Here is a 17,224-nt window from a genome sequence, read left to right as displayed (position 1 = left end):
CCTCCTTCCAGACTCATACAGCAGTACATCTATAAAAAACATTAATTTCCTTTTTTCAATTGGATTAACTCCATAGCTATTTGTGCAGCCTTTACATAATCCTTTTGCCTTTCTGCTTCTCGCCTTTCTGCTTCCTTTTCATTTAGGATGGACATTTCTTTCTGTTTCGACACATGGGTAATATAATCCTTTATTTCCTTTTCATTAAACTCAGAAGAAATATTCATCATGGCAATCTCTGAAACAATTCGGCGAACTTGATCATTTGGGAGCTTACTAAGAAAAAGGCTTATATCAGGCTCATGACCTTCTTCATAAAAGGCATATAAATAAGTTGCAATGGCTTTATGCTCCTCAATATTAAAGTCAACTCCCACTTCATGCAATACTCGTTCTGCTACGTCTTGGTTACGCAACATATGCGCTAATAACATTCGTTCTGCATTGTGGTAAGCAGGAAGCAAAGGACGTTGTTGAACTCGAAATTGAGGTTCACCCTTTACCATTTGCTCATTTGTACGCTTATTGTTTTTCGACAAACGTTTCTTTAATTGCGATTTTAGCGTCTCTTTTGAGATAGAGAATTCTTCAGATAATTGCCCTAAATATAATTCTTGTTCTACCTCGTTCGATAATTGACTGAGTTCAGTCATAATCTCTTCAATATACGCTAATCGCTCGGCCTCATCTTGAAGGTTTTTCCCTTTTCTGTAGTAATTCATTTTAAATGCCATTAACGTGACACTTGCCCCTATTACATCACTTCGAAATTTCTCCTCGCCGAACTGATTGATGTAGTCATCAGGGTCATAACCTTCTGGAAGTTGTGCTACCCTTATCGTCGAACTTGTGTCTTGAAGTACTTTTGCAGCTCGAAAAGTAGCTTCGATACCAGCGTGATCGGAATCATAGCAAATTACTACAGTTTGAGCATTACGACTAATAATTTTCGCTTGTTCATCCGTCAATGACGTTCCCATCGTTGCAATCGAGTGTCGAACACCTGATTTTACAGCCGAAATGACATCAGCAAATCCTTCAAATAAAACAACTTCTTGCTGTTTTCGAATATGTAGCCTTGCTAGGTGAAAGTTATATAATATTTTTCGTTTGTTGAATATGGCTGTTTCAGGACTATTTAAATATTTAGGTTGATCATCCTTTTGTAACACTCTTCCTGAAAAAGCAATCGTTTTGCCTTGATGATTTTTAATCGGAAACATAATTCGGTCACGAAAACGATCAAAATATGTTCCGTCCTCTTTTTGAATTACAATCCCAGCCTTCTCTAAGAGCTCAGGTTTGTAGCCCCGTTTCACGAGGAATTTCGTTATGAAGTCCCAACTTTTCAAGGCATAACCTATTTCAAATGTACGGATAAGCTCCTCCGTAAATCCTCTCTCAAGCAAGTAATTTAACGCTTGCTGTCCTTCCTTTGTATTTAATAACAAATGATGGTAAAATTTCTTTATAAGTTCATTTGCTTCGATCATGCGTTCAGTATCAGAATTCGTTTTGGATGATTCACTATCCAATGTGAGTATTGTATCTGGCAACGAAATGTCTGAACGTTCGGCAAGTCGGGCCACTGCTTCAGTGAAGGTCATTCCTTCTAATTGCATTAAAAAGGAGAACACATTACCGCCAGCACCACATCCGAAGCAATGATAAATTTGCTTTTCTGGAGAAACGGAAAAAGACGGAGTATTTTCTCCATGAAACGGACAAAGTCCAAAATAATTGCGGCCTTGCTTCTTTAGTTGGACATATTCTCCAACCACATCCACGATGTCGGATGATTTTTGAACTTGTTCAACAACTTCGTCGGGAATTCTTTTTCCCATCTAAAACACTCCGTGATTATATATTCTTGAAAGTTTTTTAATCTCCTGCATAATTCGACAAAATTTTTTCTAAGACTTTGGTAAAATGAATTCGATCTTGTTTTGAGAATTTCTTTGGTCCCTTTGTCATGTGACCACTTCGTCGTTCTTTTGCCGAAATATACCGAAGATATAAAGAAGTTTCAATTGAGTCCTCACTGTACAAATTACCCTTCGGTGAAAGGACCGTAACTTGCTTCTTCAACAAGATGCTCGCCAAACCTATATCATGCGTAATGGCAATGTCAGCTGTATTAATATTATTCATGATATATAGGTCGACTGATTCCTTTTCACTGTCCACATATACCCAGCTACCCTGCTGTTTTACAGTAGACATATGAGCGTAGGAAGCTACAAAGTGAACGGGTATATCATAACGTGAAGCTACTAGCAATATTTCTTTTTTTACTGGACATGCATCTGCATCGACAAATATTTTCACCATATTTCTATTTTCTCCATTACTTTGGAGATTCCTTCTTTTGATTCAAGAAAAAAGTGAGAGTGAGCAACCTTTGATTTGTCGAATATTTTTCTTTAAAAAACCTTGACAACTTACAGTAGATAGTTTATTCGTATTTTTTCAAGTCTAAACCTAAAAGTGAATAATTTTATCACAATTTTTTATTATAATACAAACCTTTTCATTTCGCTATTATTTTTTTCTTGAAATATATTTCCAAAGCCCTCGATATTTTTGCTTTACAAACGATAAGAATACTCGACAAAGTCGAGTATCCTTATTGTAGGCGTCACCCTTATTTTTATGAGTTAGCCTCCGTATTCATTTCATTTTTAAATCACTTTTTTCCGACACCATTCATCTCTCGATTCTCTACTTCGACTGAGACATAATATTTTGAATAATATTAGCCGTTTCTTCTACCGCTTTGTTGGACACATCAATAACTTGGCATCCAATTCGATCCACGACCTTCTCAAAGTACTCAATTTCCTCTTTAATTCGATCAATATTGGCATAAAAAGCTTGGTCATTTAATCCTAAAGCTTTCAGTCTTTCTTTTCGAATAAAGTTGAGTTTTTCAGGACTAATCTTTAATCCGATACACTTTTTAGGAGACACTTTAAATAATTCTTCAGGTGGATCGACTTCTGGTACAATTGGGACATTTGCAACTTTAAAACGTTTTAATGCTAAGTATTGGGATAATGGTGTTTTAGATGTACGTGACACACCGACAAGTACTATATCCGCCTTCATTATTCCACGAGGATCTCGCCCATCGTCATATTTCACAGCAAATTCAATCGCTTCTACCTTTTTGAAATAGTCGTCATCTAATTTTCGTACTCGTCCTGGTTCATATTTAGGAGTTATCTCATATGCTGTCTCCATTTTGTCGATGAGTGGACCTATAATATCATGATATACTACACCTTGCGCTTTTGCTTCTTGCAATAAGAATGATCGCAGTTCAGGAACAACAAGCGTAAAGCATATGATTGCATTATCCAATTTAGCTAATTGAACAACTTCTTTAATCGTTTCTTTATCTTCTACGTATGGGATTCGTTTTACTAGTGTATTATTGGCCGCACCATTAAATTGACTAATGGCCGCTTTCACCACTAAATCTGCTGTTTCCCCCACAGAATCTGATACGACGTATAAAATTCGACTACTCAAAGCCACTCCCCCCAAATCCATTAGATAATCTCATCTTCAACAAGCCCTACGAGTATCTTCGTCATATTCGTCTTCGTTACTCTTCCTGTTACTTCATAACCTTCTTCAATTTCTTTTACAACAGGCAAAGCATCGATTTGTTTTTCAATTAAAATTTTTGCCACATCAATAATGAGATCATCTTTTTTACAAACCGTTACATTCGGCATTCTCGTCATAATAATGTGTACAGGAATCGAGGTTAAGTCTTGTTTTCCAATACTTGCCCTTAATAAATCTTTTCTAGATAATATGCCGACTAGTAAAGAGCGATCATCAACGACAATTAACGTTCCAACGTCTTCTAAAAACATTGTACAAATCGCATCATAAACTGAAACGTTTTCATGAACAACAACGGGAATGGATTGAAAATCTTTTACTTGAAGCTTCTTTACTTTATCACTTAATAGTTGAGAACCCGATTTTCCCGTATAGAAATAGCCCACTCGCGGACGAGCTTCTAAATACCCTGCCATTGTTAATATTGCAAGGTCAGGTCTTAATGTCGCGCGAGTTAAATTCAATTGATCAGCGATATGCTCACCTGTTATTGGACCATTATCTTTCACGATTTGCAAAATCTGTTCTTGGCGTTTGTTCAGTTCTATCGTCCTCACCACCTTTAATGAACACAAGTTCAACGTTCAACTCAATCTAATTATGCCATACTATATAAAATTATTATATACTATTTCAACTTGTTGAATAGTGAAAACATTTCATTACAGAGTTTTTTAGCGAAAGGCGGATGCTTCCCGTTGGGACGGTCTTTCTAGTTTCGGATCGAGCTGCTCACCGGAGTCCCAACCTTTTGCTTTAAGTCTTCCATCAATGCATGACAAAAAGACACCATGTACACGAAAATAACCTATAGAAAAGAGTCAAGTGAAAAGAAGGACGATTATCCAATGGATAATCGTCTTTTAATTATTTTACGACAATGCTATTAATATTTGCAAAAGATGTGATAAGACGTGCGAGTTCAACCATTTGAGCTAAACGATTTCGACGAAGATTTTCATCATTTGCCATTACCATAATTCCGTCAAAATATGAGTTAATCACATCTTTTAGTCCTTTCAACAGGTCAAAGGCTTTTTCGAATTCTCCTTTATCAGTGAGCGCTAAATATTGATCTCTTAGTTTTAAATATGCTTGATAAAGGTCTTTTTCTTCCTCTTTCTCAAAGAGTGATTCATTAATTACTGACACTTCACCTTTTTTCGAAATGTTAAGAACGCGCGATAATGCTTCAGCTACTTCTTTAAAGTCGTCTTCATGAAGTTTATCTTTTAATACTTCAGCACGCTCAATATATGCATTGACTTCGTGAATAGAAGAACCAAGAACTGCATCAATAATATCATAACGAATACTAGATTCTTGTAATAAATGTTTCACACGCATTTGGAAGAATGCTTTCCATTCCTCGTATAAATTTTCATGTTTCGTGAATGGCTCAGCAGCCAATTCAAAAAGCTCTTCTAATGTAAAACGCCATTTTTTCGAGATTAATGTTTGTACGACACCACTTGCTTGTCTACGTAACGCGTATGGATCTTGTGATCCTGATGGGATGTTTCCAATAGAGAAGAATCCTGCAATTGTATCTAATTTATCCGCCAAACCTACAACTGCACCTACGACAGACGACGGAGCATTATCTTCCGCGTGACGAGGCATGTAGTGTTCATTAATAGCAATTGCAACGTCTTCACGCTCACCTTTTAATCGTGCATATTTTTCACCCATTATACCTTGTAATTCTGGGAACTCGTACACAAGTTGTGTAACTAAGTCAAATTTCGCAATCGAAGCTGCTCTTTCAATATCTTTTGTTTGTTGTTCAGATAATTGAAGTTTTTCTGCTAGCTTGGCAGAAAGCTTAACGACGCGTTTTACTTTTTCTCCAACCGTTCCTAGTTCTTCATGGAAGACAATTTTATCAAGCTTTTCAATCGCTTTCTCAATAGATAGCTTCTGGTCTTCTTGATAAAAGAAGTTTGCATCCGATAAGCGAGCACGAAGTACTTTTTCGTTACCGCGAGCAACATTCTCTAGATGATCGCGATTTCCGTTTCGAACTGTAACAAAATACGGAAGTAATTGTCCACTTTGATCTTTTACTGGGAAGTAACGCTGATGTTCTCTCATCGTAGTTACAAGTACTTCTTCAGGAAGATTTAAATAGTCTTTTTCGAATGAGCCGAACAGCGCTGTTGGATACTCCACGAGATTCGTTACTTCTTCTAATAAATCTTCATCAACTGGAATGACCCATTGATTCTCTTGTTCTAACTCTTTTAACTGCTCACGAATAAGGTTTTTACGCTTCTTTTCGTCTGCGATTACGTGTTGTTCGAGTAAGACTTCTTCATACATAGATGGTTCAGGAATTGAAGCATTTTCCCCAATAAATCGATGACCAACAGTCACATTATTTGTTCGAATATCTGTGATTTCAAAAGGAATGACTTCATTTCCAAACATAACAACTAACCATTGGATAGGGCGCACATATCGAAGAGAATAGCTTCCCCATTTCATATTTTTCGGGAATGAAAGGCCTTCGATTACCGCTTTTAACTCTCCAATTAAATGTTTCGTTTCTTGCCCTTTTACAAATTTCTCGACAAATGCGTACTCAACACCATTAATTTCTTTAAAGAAGATATCTTCTACAGAAGCTCCTTGTCCTCTTGAAAATCCGATTGCCGCTTTCGTCCAATTACCATCGGCATCAAGAGCAATTTTTTTAGCAGGTCCTTTTGCTTCTTCTTGAATGTCATCTTGTTTCTCATCTACATTTGTCACTAACACTGTTAATCTTCTTGGTGTTGAAAACTTTTGAATTGACTCAAAGGAAAGTTTGTGATCACTTAACCACTGTTCAACCTTTTGCTTTAGTTGCTCACTAGCTTGAGATACAAAGCGCGCAGGCATTTCTTCTAAGCCAATTTCAAGTAGTAAATCACGCTTACTCATGATTGTTCCCCTCCTCCTTTAACATCGGAAAGCCTAAACGTTCTCTTTCCTCATAAAACGTTTTTGCCACTTTACGAGCTAAATTACGAACACGACCAATATATCCCGTTCTTTCCGTTACAGATATTGCCCCTTTTGCATCTAATTGATTGAATGTATGCGAGCATTTAAGAACATAGTCATACGCTGGGTGAACAAGTCCATTGTCCATTTGACGATGAGCTTCCTTCTCATAAATGTTAAATAAGTTAAATAGCATTTCTGTATCTGAAGTTTCAAACGTATATTTAGAATGCTCATATTCAGGCATTAAGAAAATATCTCGGACTGTAAAACCATCCGTCCATACTAAATCAAAGACATTTTCCTTATCTTGGATGTAGGAAGCAAGTCGCTCAATACCGTATGTAATCTCAACGGATACAGGGTTGCATTCCAATCCACCGACTTGTTGGAAATACGTGAATTGTGTAATTTCCATTCCATCTAACCATACTTCCCAACCAAGTCCTGCTGCACCAAGAGTAGGCGCCTCCCAGTTATCTTCTACAAAACGAATATCATGCTTTAAAGGGTCGATCCCCAGCGCTCGTAATGAATCCAAGTAAATTTCTTGAATATTTGTAGGTGATGGCTTCATAATTACTTGAAATTGATGATGTTGATATAATCGGTTAGGATTCTCACCGTAGCGTCCATCTACAGGTCGTCTTGACGGTTCTACATAAGCAACATTCCAAGGCTCCGGTCCTATACTTCTTAAGAACGTGTACGGACTCATTGTCCCCGCACCTTTTTCCACATCATACGCTTGCATTAAAATACATCCATGATCAGACCAGTGCTTTTGCAACGTTAAAATCATATCTTGAATATTCATACTGGACACCTCCATAAAGTTTTCCTATTTTTGCTTTTTCGTGTACAAACATAAAAAACTCTCATCTCTATGCACTCATCTGCATAGGGACGAGAGTAACCCGCGGTTCCACCCTATTTGCTGACAATTGCCAGCCTCTTTTATACTAAATTTGCTCCAGAACGCCCTTCCCTACGGTTCATACCTTAGCTCGCACCATCCTAAGGTCGCTTTTTATGAATATCGTAGGTACTCCTTTCTATCACTGCAATACGTATATATGTAGTTACTTGAATAGTAATGAAAAAAAATGGACTTGTCAACTTTTCTATAAAGAATTCCTTAATTGATCAAGTTGATTTAAAAATCGCTTCGATTTCAATACGATTCCTGAGTATTCTTTATAATACTCATCAATCACCCATTTCAATTCTTTTTTCGTTTCATTTTTTACCGATACTTGCCCGAGTCTTGACAAATCTAAATAATAGAATAGCCGTAATAACTTCACCACATTTTGCGAAATGGATAAGCGATAGGGATCATGTTGAAAACAACGATGACAAATAAACCCATTTTCACGTAAGGAAAAGTGAAATGTTCCTTCTTTCGCTCCACAACTAACACATTCATTTAAATTAGGATATAGCCCCAATACATTCAACATTTTCATTTCAAATATATGAACAAGCACATCCGGGTCAATTCCATCAGCTAAATATTTCAAAGACTGTAAATATAATTCGAATAAAAATGGGTTTCCTTTTTCATTTTCTGTCCCTTTGTCAAGAAGCTCTGTTATATAAGAAGCATACGCCGTTAAGAAAATATCTTCTCGGACAGACCGCATCGATTGTATCGTCTCTCCTTGCTGTAAGCTTCCTAATCCAGAACCTTTTTGAAAAAGAAATGTCCCATAAGTAAAAAGTTGGGTAATAGCCGAGAGCCGACTACTAGGTTTCTTCGCCCCTCTTGCCATTACCCCAACTTTCCCATTTTCACGTGTGAAAATCGTTACGACTTTATTCGTCTCTCCATAATCAGATGTCCGAATGACTATTCCTTCACATTTATATAGCAATCGTGTTCACCATCCATAAGGCTAGCACTACGATACAGGAAAATCAAGTTCAGCTAGTTCATCTTCTTGCGCTTCCGTACCATCCCCATTTTCCTTTTCAAGTTCTTTAAAGAGAAGGTACGTATCAATACTTCCGGTTTGAGTGAATACTTTCCAGGTGAAATCTAACATGATAAACCCACCTTCCTCACTTAAGAGTTAGAAGCCAAATCCCTTACATCATATCTTGACCACTTCGTCTCATTTTCATGTGAAACAGAAATTGTTAATTGAGCTAAATTAATACTCGTCTTCTCTAAAGCCAAAATCTCGTAGTTGCGTGAGTCGATTTCGCCAATCTTTTTGAACCTTTACCCACAGCTCCAAAAACACTCTCGAACCTAATAAATTCTCAATATCAACACGTGCTCGTTGACCAATTTCCTTCAACATTTTTCCTTGTTTACCAATAACAATCCCTTTTTGAGAATCCCTCTCGACAATGATTGTGGCAGCAACATAGACAGCTTCATTATTCTCTCTACGCTCAATGGAATCGATGACCACTGCAACAGAATGTGGGACTTCTTCTCTTGTTAGATGTAACACCTTTTCTCTCACTAACTCAGAAATAATGAAACGCTCTGGATGATCTGTTACTTGATCGCTCGGATAATATTGTGGCCCTTCCGGTAAATAAGATTCGATTTCCTGTAATAAGTTTTCAATATTGTTTCCTTGTAGTGCAGATATAGGAATAATTTCTTTGAAGTTATATTTATCTTTATATTGATCGATAATCCCTAATAAATCGTCTGGATGAACTTGATCAATTTTGTTAATGACCAAAAACACAGGTGTTTTTGTTTCTTTTAATCGTTCAAGGATAAACTCTTCTCCTCGACCGAAGCCCTCCGTCGCATTAACCATAAATAAGATTAAATCGACTTCTTTTAGCGTATTATTCGCAACTTTCATCATAAAGTCGCCAAGCTTATGTTTCGGTTTATGAATACCAGGTGTATCGATAAAAACAATTTGTGAATCATTTGTTGTGTAGACACCTTGTATTTTATTACGTGTTGTTTGTGGCTTATCGCTCATGATAGCAATTTTTTGCCCAATAACACGATTTACAAATGTCGATTTTCCAACATTCGGTCTTCCAATAATTGAAACAAATCCTGACTTAAACTGATTACTCATGTAAATCCTCCGGTGAAAATGCTCCAGGTAATAATTCTTTCACTGTTAGTTCTTGAATATCGTCTTTTAAGTTAGTTAAAATAACTTTCATTTCTGGTGGGCATAGCTCAGAAATAACTTGACGGCATGCGCCACAAGGTGGTACAGGTCGAGCAGTATCTGCCACTACTGCAATGGCATCAAATTGCTTATCTCCTTCAGAAATCGCTTTAAATAGAGCTGTTCGCTCCGCGCAATTACATAAAGAATATGCTGCATTCTCGACATTGCAACCTTTATAAACCTTTCCATCCTTCGTCAATAACGCCGCTCCAACTTTAAACTTCGAATATGGTGCATAAGCCATTTCTCTTGCTGCTTTTGCTTCTAATACTAGTTGTTGTTTATTCATTGACGATTCTCCCTTTCTTTGTTGCTAGCAGCTTCTACTTATTATTTTACATGAAGCCGCTGTATATTTCCATTGTAAATTATCAGAAAATTATAACTATTGAATAGTATAAATTTTAGGTAAAAAAATCATTAGGCCGATAATGACAGAAATAATTGAAAATACGAAAACAGCACCTGCTCCTGCATCTTTCGCTAATTTTGCTAACGGTTTATATTCTTCTGTCACTAAATCCACGACATGTTCAATCGCCGTGTTCATTAACTCTAACGAAAGCATGCCACCTATCAACAAGAATAGAACAATCCACTCAACGTGAGAAAGCTGAAAATAAACTCCCGCTACAATTACGAAAACCGAAGCCACGAGATGAATACGAAAGTTCATTTCACTTTTAGCCGTTGCCAATATTCCATTTAAGGCATAGCGAAAACTCTGCATTAACCGCTTCGTCTTTGACTTATATGGATCGATGGAGGCCATACTTCTCCAAAAGCTCTTTTTGTTTAGTAAACATGACTTTTTCTTCCTCTTCTGTCATATGATCATATCCTAATAGGTGCAAAAAGCCATGAACAGCTAAAAACCCTAATTCACGTTGAAAGGAGTGTCCGTATTCTTCCGCTTGCTCTTGTGCCTTTTCCACGGAAATAATAATATCACCAAGAGTGATTGGTAAATCCTCGCCTTGTATCGCTACTTCGCCTTCTCCCATTTCTTCTAAAGCAAAGGAAATGACATCTGTAGGTTGATCCTTTCCGCGGTATTCTCGGTTAATTTCTTGTATCTGGTCATTGGTTACAATCGTCACCGAAAGCTCTGCACCTTCAGCTACTTTTTCTTCAGAAGCAGCAAATTCAAGCAATTCGGTCAAAAGATGTGTGTCTTCTTCTGTTAATTTTCCAGTCTCATCTACTAAGTCCATATCTAGTCTCAACCTTGATTCACCTTCTTATCTGATATTTCGGGATACTCGATTCTAGAATGGAAAATACCTTTCATGGTTTCACAAAACGATTTAGCCACCAAATCCAACTCTCTTATAGTAATGTCACACTCATCAAATTGTCCGTCTTGTATTCGATCTTTTATAATCGATTGGACAAGCTTTTCAATTTTATCAGGTGTCGGATTTTTAAGTGAACGAACGGCCGCTTCAACGCTATCAGCAATTGAGATGACTGCCACTTCTCTCGTTTGTGGTTTAGGGCCAGGGTATCTAAACTCCTCTTCCAAAACATCATGTTCGCTATTTTCTTTTGCTTTATGATAAAAGAATTTGAGCAAGGAAGTTCCATGATGCTGTTCAGCTATATCAATAAACTCCTTCGGCATTTTAAATTTACGAAGCATTTCTGCTCCCTCAGTTGCGTGTGCGATAATAATGTTTTTACTTAATTGAGCGGATAACTTATCATGTGGATTTTCCATGTTCATTTGATTTTCTATAAAATAATGTGGTCTCTTCGTTTTACCTATGTCGTGATAATAACTACCAACTCGAGCTAATAATCCATTTGCCCCAATTGCTTCACATGCAGACTCTGCTAAATTAGCCACCATGACGCTATGATGATACGTTCCAGGCGCTTCAGTTAGTATTTTCCTTAACAAAGGGTGATTGGGATTTGATAGTTCAATTAATCTCATCGTTGATAAAATGCCAAAACCAGATTCAAAAAATGGCATAAATCCAATCGTTAGCACAGATGACACTACTCCCGAAACAACGGCCATAACGAAATACGATCCAATTTCAAGATTTGTCGTATTGGCATTTTGAATTAAAATGATGGACGTAATCACAAAAACGTTTACAAAAGAAACGAACAAGCCAGCTTGTAAAATCTTCGAACGGACATTATGCTCTCCTAAAAATAACATTGCTGCTAATGAGCCACATAAATAGTATAGTCCAATCACAAAGTTAAAGGTGCTTGTCACACCCTCATTAAATATTAAACTTCCACAAACCGCCAGAAGTAAACTTGTTAAGAATGCAAGCCGATCATTAATTAATAACTTAATTAACATGACACCCATCGACACAGGCACTATGAATCCAATGTAGGTGTAATCCATTTCTTGAAACAAGCTAACAATCTTCATTAAAGCAAGCGTAATACTGAATATAATAGTATACAACAATAGAGACTGTCGCTTTGTAATATAAAATTCCTTCTCTTTTTCAAAATAGTAGGCAAGTAATGATACCATTAATAAAATGAGTAACGCAAGACCTATAAAGGGCTGGAATGTGTATTTGTTATCTAACAAGCCTAATAAGTCCAGTTTTCGATACACTTCACGGTCGATTATTTGCCCTTCTTCTACAATAATTTGTCCCTGCTTTATTTGAACTTCCTGAACTTCTTCTCTAGCTTCCTCGCGCTTTTGTTCAGTCGCTTCTAAATCATATGTATAGTTCGGAATAATGGCGATTTCTCCAATCTTAGCTGCGGCATCCATTAATCCACTTGAAACATTTCCATATGGAAGGTTATCCTTAACATTTTCTCTTGCTTCATCTACCTTCTCAACGGTTATTGGATTATTCATAATTTTATTGACAGCGGTGACTACCGACTCTCTCGCAACCTTTAAATCGGTTTCCTCTGCTGTTAAGAGCGTTGTCAAAACATCCGTCGGAATTTGTTCGTACCCTTGCGTTTTCAACGCGTTTTGTAATTGATTCAATTTCTCTTCATTAGAGATTTCTACTACTTCTTCAGGATTTTCACTATTTTCACTTGCTTTTTTTGAAACTTCGATAATTTGATCAAAAATGGATTCAACCATCGATACACTATTATCAGCAAACTCTACGTTTAGTACATATTGGTCCTCAACACTAGCTGCTGCTTCATCTCTACGCTGTTCAGTCATTTCTTCATCAACAATTGTAGCTGGAGCATATATGGTTTGATCACTTATTGTAAAGAGCTTCACATCAAATGTATCGGGTTTAACATTACTGAAAAGAACGACGAACAGTATAATTGAAAGGACTGGATATAATCCAAAATGCAACGACTGAATTTTTCGAAAACGAATTTTCTTACTCAAATTTTTCCCTCCCCATCACCTTTTTCTCGTTGTGATGGCTCTTTTTTATTCTCATTTGTCCACTCAACTTGTCACCTTTCCCGCGTTCCTTAACGATTGTAAAAAAGGACCCGTATTTAAACGGGCCTTTACTTTACGAAGAAAGGTTTTGGTCATAGGCTTGAATGATTTTGGCAACGAGCGGATGACGGACAACATCTGCTTGCTGTAATTCAACAAACGCAATTCCTTTTATATCTTTTAACGTTTCCTTTGCTACTGCAAGTCCAGATTTAACCCCTTTTGGGAGGTCGACTTGCGAAATATCACCCGTAATAATCATTTTCGACCCGAACCCTAATCGAGTTAAAAACATCTTCATTTGAGCTGGAGTCGTGTTTTGGGCTTCGTCTAAAATAACGAAAGCATCTTCAAGAGTTCGCCCCCTCATATAAGCTAATGGAGCAATTTCGATTGTCCCCCGCTCGATTAATCGAGCGGTATGATCTGCACCTAATACTTCGTGTAACGCATCATATAAAGGACGTAAATACGGGTCGACCTTTTCCTTTAAGTCTCCAGGTAAAAACCCTAAGCTTTCACCCGCTTCAACAGCCGGCCTTGTTAATATAATTTTGTTCACAAACCCGTTTTTTAACGCGTGAACAGCCATGACTACAGCCAAAAAGGTCTTTCCAGTTCCTGCTGGTCCTATCCCAAATACTAAATCTTTTTTCTTGATTTCTTGTATATAAGTTCGCTGTCCGATCGTTTTAACACGAATGGACTTACCCTTAGCTGTTTTCGCAATTTCTTCATCATATAAGTTTTCAAACGAATCAATCGACCCATTTTGCGCCATCCGAACAGCGTATAAAACATCACGTTCCGAAATATGAACTCCTTTTCGAATCACATTTAATAACGCTTGCAATAGCTTATCCACCATTTGAACACGATCAGGCTCTCCTGACACAGATAGCGATTCTCCACGAGTTACTATCCTTACATCTAAATCTTCTTCAATTCGCTTCAAATTCGCGTCGTGTATTCCAAATAATGCTATTGCCTCGTTTGGATTTTGCAATTGTTGTTTAATGGTTACTAAATCTTCTGGCATTCTTCAATCTCCCTGCACGATTGGTTTAGTTTCCACAATATCTTCAATAACTTGGAAAAGTATTTTCATCTTAACTTTACCATTCTCAAAGCTTTGGTGCAAAACTTTTTCTTCTAGTATTTCTTCCTGTTCATCTAACTTTTCTTGTAAATTAGCGGTTGCTAGAGAAATCCCTTGCTCAATTGCTTGTTCCTTCGTGTATGTCCGATTTACTTCTTCTGACTGACGATATGTTTCACGCACGTAATCAACAGGTAGTTCCCAATGAAGAAATTTCAATGTTTTCTCAATTCGTTCTTTCTCAAATTGAGCAAAATCCACTTTTCCAAATCCCCAAATAGGAATGTCCAAACCAAACATACGTAGTTTATATTTAGATTTATGTTCACCGGTTAGCACTTCAAATTTCGTTTTCATTGGAATTTCTACCGTCGTAACATACCATGTTTCACCGTATATTTCTCCCTTTGCACCAACTAATTGTTCATTCTCTTCAGTACCAATTATCCCTGAAACGAGAATTTGCCCCTTTTTAACGTGTTCATGAATCCCAACCATCGGTAATCCTTTTTCCACAAACATTTTCGATATTACCGCATCTTTCGTTGCCACAATGTGTTGTGGTTGAACATATTCTTGGTCCTCTGGTTGTTTTTTCTCAACCACTTTAATATGGTAGGTTGTCCCGTTTACGTCCACACCAATCCACGTAACCTCATTTAACTCCTCTAGCACTTTTTTCTGAATCTCATCAGGTTCAGGTAGGAAAAACTGAAATGCACCCGTTTTGATTCCTATCTTTTTCAATTCTTTTTCTAACAAATGTTCTGTTTTGGGTTCAGCTCCTTCTATATCAATCCCCCAAACCATATTGGAAAGAAGAAACGTTATAATAAAAAAAGAGAATATTCCACCAATAAACCCAATATTCCGTTTTGACCGCTTCACCCAAAAGGGAAGTCCCATTCGTTTTGAAAAATGACATGAGCATTCATTTCGTCGAACAACGATGCGAAGTGCCTGTACATCTTGAAGGCGCATCGTAAATAAAACGGCATTATCCTGTCTTCTTCGGACATTCCAAATTGAAATGTCCTCTCGAATACAGTCATTTAAAAACCGTTCAACACCTTTTCCTTCTATCACCACTTGCACTGTTCCAGTAAAGAAATACATCCATATATTTTTCAACTATATTCCCTCCCATTACTGATCGATGAACATCACTTTCTCAATCTCACCCTCGAGTAAAATTTCTTCTGGAAGAATGGTCTTAATGACAAAGTGACTCCCTTTAATTAGTAGTTGCCCTTGCTTTAATAACAATCGAACTTCCTGATCTGTAAACGTTAATAGTCCTTTATGATTTTCTATGTAAATATGCAACTGTCCAATCATCGTAATTCGGGGTAAATCCATCATGACATCAGGAGGAACTTCTAACGATCTTGTCATCCATTTTGTAACTCGTTGTCGCCATTTACTCACCATAAAAAGAACCCCCTTTCATCTCATATTTATGAGAAGAATGGGGGTTCTAAAACCATTATTTTAATTTCGTTTTGAAGGGTGGTAAGGACGCTTTGACCTCGGCTCTCTTAAAATTTCACTCCAAACAATCCCTTGGACTGGAGAACGAAGATCAAGCTTTGTCTTTTTCGTTTTACTTCTTTCGCTCTGTTTAGTAATTCTGATTGGTTGTTTTTGCGGAACAAGACGCTCACTGGAATTTTGACGGTTTTTCAGCTCTTCATACCGCTTTTCAATTTCGGACTTAATATTTGTTTGCTCCGCCACTTGCTTTGTGACCTGCACTTCCTTTGGTACCTCTTGCTTTTTGACTTGAGGTTTTGACCTTCTTACTTCTTGTTCTTCGCTCTTTTTCTTCCCTCCAAACAAAGAGGAGAGCATCCAAATAAGGAGCGCTATAATGAGCGGGTTCTCAAATAGTATATCGATTATATTCATCGTTCCATCTCCTTAGCGAAGTAGAACTTACTCTTCATCTTCCTGTTCCTTCGTCAGCTTTCCAATTGAATCACGCATTTCAGTATCTGCACTAATGTTTTTTATGTTCATATAGTCCATTACACCAATATTACCTGAACGTAGTGCCTCGGCCATCGCTAATGGTACTTGAGCCTCAGCTTCCACTACTTTCGCTCTCATTTCCTCAACTTTTGCACGCATCTCTTGTTCTTTGGCAACAGCCATTGCTCGACGTTCTTCCGCCTTCGCTTGTGCAATATTTTTATCCGCTTCTGCTTGATCCGTTTGAAGAATGGCTCCAATATTCTTACCGATATCAACATCTGCAATATCAATAGATAAGATTTCAAAAGCCGTTCCAGAATCTAGCCCTTTTCCTAAAACAGTTTGAGAAATTAAATCTGGATTTTCCAATACTTTTTTATGGTTACTAGAGGAACCAATCGTACTAACGATTCCTTCCCCAACACGGGCAATAATTGTGTCTTCACCAGCACCACCGACAAGTCGGTCAATGTTAGCACGAACCGTAATTCTTGCTTTTGCTTTGACTTCAATACCATCCATGGCTACACCGGCGATAAAAGGAGTTTCAATCACTTTTGGATTGACACTCATTTGAACAGCTTCTAACACATCGCGTCCTGCGAGGTCGATCGCAGCACAACGTTCAAATGATAGTTCAATGTTTGCTCGTTCTGCTGCAATTAAAGCATTAACAACGCGATCTACATTACCACCTGCTAAATAGTGGCTCTCAAGTTGATTTGTCGTTACATCTAATCCCGCTTTATGAGCTTTAATTAATGGATTAATTACACGACTAGGAATAACTCGACGAAGCCTCATTCCAATAAGCGTGAAGATGCTGATACGAACACCAGCAGCAAGGGCTGAAATCCATAGCATTACCGGGACGAAAGTAAATAATACGGCCAATAATATAAAACCAATAGCAATTAAACCTAGTAATAAAAATGTTGACGGGTCCAT

At 37.4% G+C, this 17,224-nt stretch carries 18 protein-coding genes and 1 other annotated feature; all 18 genes read right to left on the bottom strand.

Features of this window, described 5'->3' with window-relative positions; translation table 11 throughout:
- Window positions 1–41: 41 nt before the first annotated feature.
- A complete protein-coding gene (gene dnaG / locus ML543_RS06280) occupies window positions 42–1,844 on the bottom strand; it encodes a DNA primase (RefSeq protein ID WP_243386294.1) in 1,803 nt (600 codons plus the stop codon).
- A gap of 37 nt (window positions 1,845–1,881) precedes the next feature.
- Window positions 1,882–2,331 carry a YaiI/YqxD family protein gene (locus ML543_RS06275; RefSeq protein WP_243386293.1) on the bottom strand — a complete coding sequence of 150 codons (450 nt, stop codon included), beginning with the start codon at window positions 2,329–2,331 and terminating at the stop codon, window positions 1,882–1,884.
- Between the two features lie 390 nt (window positions 2,332–2,721).
- Window positions 2,722–3,534 (bottom strand): pyruvate, water dikinase regulatory protein, encoded by an 813-nt coding sequence (locus ML543_RS06270; protein ID WP_243386292.1) that lies wholly within the window; start codon window positions 3,532–3,534, stop codon window positions 2,722–2,724.
- Between the two features lie 20 nt (window positions 3,535–3,554).
- Complete coding sequence (locus tag ML543_RS06265) at window positions 3,555–4,196, bottom strand: transcriptional regulator CcpN (RefSeq protein WP_472924420.1); 642 nt, start codon at window positions 4,194–4,196, stop codon at window positions 3,555–3,557.
- A 307-nt stretch (window positions 4,197–4,503) separates the two neighbouring features.
- Window positions 4,504–6,561, bottom strand: a complete 2,058-nt coding sequence (gene glyS, locus ML543_RS06260; RefSeq protein ID WP_243386291.1) for a glycine--tRNA ligase subunit beta — start codon at window positions 6,559–6,561, stop codon at window positions 4,504–4,506.
- Window positions 6,554–7,441, bottom strand: a complete 888-nt coding sequence (gene glyQ, locus ML543_RS06255; RefSeq protein WP_243386290.1) for a glycine--tRNA ligase subunit alpha — start codon at window positions 7,439–7,441, stop codon at window positions 6,554–6,556. The genes glyS and glyQ overlap by 8 nt, the downstream gene beginning before the upstream one ends.
- Window positions 7,442–7,523: 82 nt before the next feature.
- Window positions 7,524–7,695, bottom strand: a binding site (T-box leader).
- Between the two features lie 53 nt (window positions 7,696–7,748).
- Window positions 7,749–8,501 carry a DNA repair protein RecO gene (gene recO / locus ML543_RS06250; protein ID WP_243386289.1) on the bottom strand — a complete coding sequence of 251 codons (753 nt, stop codon included), beginning with the start codon at window positions 8,499–8,501 and terminating at the stop codon, window positions 7,749–7,751.
- A gap of 27 nt (window positions 8,502–8,528) precedes the next feature.
- The gene (locus tag ML543_RS06245) at window positions 8,529–8,672 is read right to left on the bottom strand and encodes a YqzL family protein (RefSeq protein ID WP_243386288.1); all 144 of its coding nucleotides are present in this window, start codon (window positions 8,670–8,672) and stop codon (window positions 8,529–8,531) included.
- Between the two features lie 108 nt (window positions 8,673–8,780).
- The gene (era, locus tag ML543_RS06240; RefSeq protein ID WP_243386287.1) at window positions 8,781–9,686 is read right to left on the bottom strand and encodes a GTPase Era; all 906 of its coding nucleotides are present in this window, start codon (window positions 9,684–9,686) and stop codon (window positions 8,781–8,783) included.
- Window positions 9,679–10,077, bottom strand: a complete 399-nt coding sequence (locus ML543_RS06235) for a cytidine deaminase (protein ID WP_243386286.1) — start codon at window positions 10,075–10,077, stop codon at window positions 9,679–9,681. Before ML543_RS06235 ends, era begins: the two co-directional genes overlap by 8 nt.
- Before the next feature lie 96 nt (window positions 10,078–10,173).
- The gene (locus tag ML543_RS06230; protein ID WP_243386285.1) at window positions 10,174–10,560 is read right to left on the bottom strand and encodes a diacylglycerol kinase family protein; all 387 of its coding nucleotides are present in this window, start codon (window positions 10,558–10,560) and stop codon (window positions 10,174–10,176) included.
- Entirely contained in the window at window positions 10,538–11,002 is a 465-nt protein-coding gene (ybeY, locus tag ML543_RS06225; RefSeq protein ID WP_419095354.1) for an rRNA maturation RNase YbeY, read from the bottom strand. Before ybeY ends, ML543_RS06230 begins: the two co-directional genes overlap by 23 nt.
- Window positions 11,003–11,010: 8 nt before the next feature.
- Window positions 11,011–13,143, bottom strand: a complete 2,133-nt coding sequence (locus tag ML543_RS06220; RefSeq protein WP_243386283.1) for an HD family phosphohydrolase — start codon at window positions 13,141–13,143, stop codon at window positions 11,011–11,013.
- Window positions 13,144–13,276: 133 nt separating this feature from the next.
- Window positions 13,277–14,242 carry a PhoH family protein gene (locus ML543_RS06215; RefSeq protein WP_243386282.1) on the bottom strand — a complete coding sequence of 322 codons (966 nt, stop codon included), beginning with the start codon at window positions 14,240–14,242 and terminating at the stop codon, window positions 13,277–13,279.
- Between the two features lie 3 nt (window positions 14,243–14,245).
- Complete coding sequence (yqfD, locus tag ML543_RS06210) at window positions 14,246–15,433, bottom strand: sporulation protein YqfD (RefSeq protein WP_243386281.1); 1,188 nt, start codon at window positions 15,431–15,433, stop codon at window positions 14,246–14,248.
- Window positions 15,434–15,448: 15 nt separating this feature from the next.
- Window positions 15,449–15,733, bottom strand: coding sequence for a sporulation protein YqfC (gene yqfC, locus ML543_RS06205; RefSeq protein WP_243386280.1), 285 nt, complete (start codon window positions 15,731–15,733; stop codon window positions 15,449–15,451).
- Window positions 15,734–15,793: 60 nt separating this feature from the next.
- The gene (locus tag ML543_RS06200; protein ID WP_243386279.1) at window positions 15,794–16,210 is read right to left on the bottom strand and encodes a hypothetical protein; all 417 of its coding nucleotides are present in this window, start codon (window positions 16,208–16,210) and stop codon (window positions 15,794–15,796) included.
- A 27-nt stretch (window positions 16,211–16,237) separates the two neighbouring features.
- Window positions 16,238–17,224, bottom strand: a complete 987-nt coding sequence (gene floA, locus ML543_RS06195) for a flotillin-like protein FloA (protein WP_243386278.1) — start codon at window positions 17,222–17,224, stop codon at window positions 16,238–16,240.

Origin of the sequence: Bacillus kexueae, from assembly GCF_022809095.1 — a bacterium.
GTDB classification, from domain to species: Bacteria; Bacillota; Bacilli; order Bacillales; family Aeribacillaceae; genus Bacillus_BZ; species Bacillus_BZ kexueae.
Note: the sequence above shows the minus strand (reverse complement) of the source record. Positions and strands in the feature narration are given on the sequence as shown.

Bases quoted from the DNA above. Each gene is read 5' to 3' on its own strand.
- dnaG (WP_243386294.1), bottom strand. From the start codon at position 1,844: ATGGGAAAAAGAATTCCCGACGAAGTTGTTGAACAAGTTCAAAAATCA.
- ML543_RS06275 (WP_243386293.1), bottom strand. From the start codon at position 2,331: ATGGTGAAAATATTTGTCGATGCAGATGCATGTCCAGTAAAAAAAGAA.
- glyS (WP_243386291.1), bottom strand. From the start codon at position 6,561: ATGAGTAAGCGTGATTTACTACTTGAAATTGGCTTAGAAGAAATGCCT.
- glyQ (WP_243386290.1), bottom strand. From the start codon at position 7,441: ATGAATATTCAAGATATGATTTTAACGTTGCAAAAGCACTGGTCTGAT.
- ML543_RS06245 (WP_243386288.1), bottom strand. From the start codon at position 8,672: ATGTTAGATTTCACCTGGAAAGTATTCACTCAAACCGGAAGTATTGAT.
- era (WP_243386287.1), bottom strand. From the start codon at position 9,686: ATGAGTAATCAGTTTAAGTCAGGATTTGTTTCAATTATTGGAAGACCG.
- ML543_RS06235 (WP_243386286.1), bottom strand. From the start codon at position 10,077: ATGAATAAACAACAACTAGTATTAGAAGCAAAAGCAGCAAGAGAAATG.
- ML543_RS06230 (WP_243386285.1), bottom strand. From the start codon at position 10,560: ATGGCCTCCATCGATCCATATAAGTCAAAGACGAAGCGGTTAATGCAG.
- ybeY (WP_419095354.1), bottom strand. From the start codon at position 11,002: ATGGACTTAGTAGATGAGACTGGAAAATTAACAGAAGAAGACACACAT.
- ML543_RS06215 (WP_243386282.1), bottom strand. From the start codon at position 14,242: ATGCCAGAAGATTTAGTAACCATTAAACAACAATTGCAAAATCCAAAC.
- yqfC (WP_243386280.1), bottom strand. From the start codon at position 15,733: ATGGTGAGTAAATGGCGACAACGAGTTACAAAATGGATGACAAGATCG.
- ML543_RS06200 (WP_243386279.1), bottom strand. From the start codon at position 16,210: ATGAATATAATCGATATACTATTTGAGAACCCGCTCATTATAGCGCTC.
- floA (WP_243386278.1), bottom strand. From the start codon at position 17,224: ATGGACCCGTCAACATTTTTATTACTAGGTTTAATTGCTATTGGTTTT.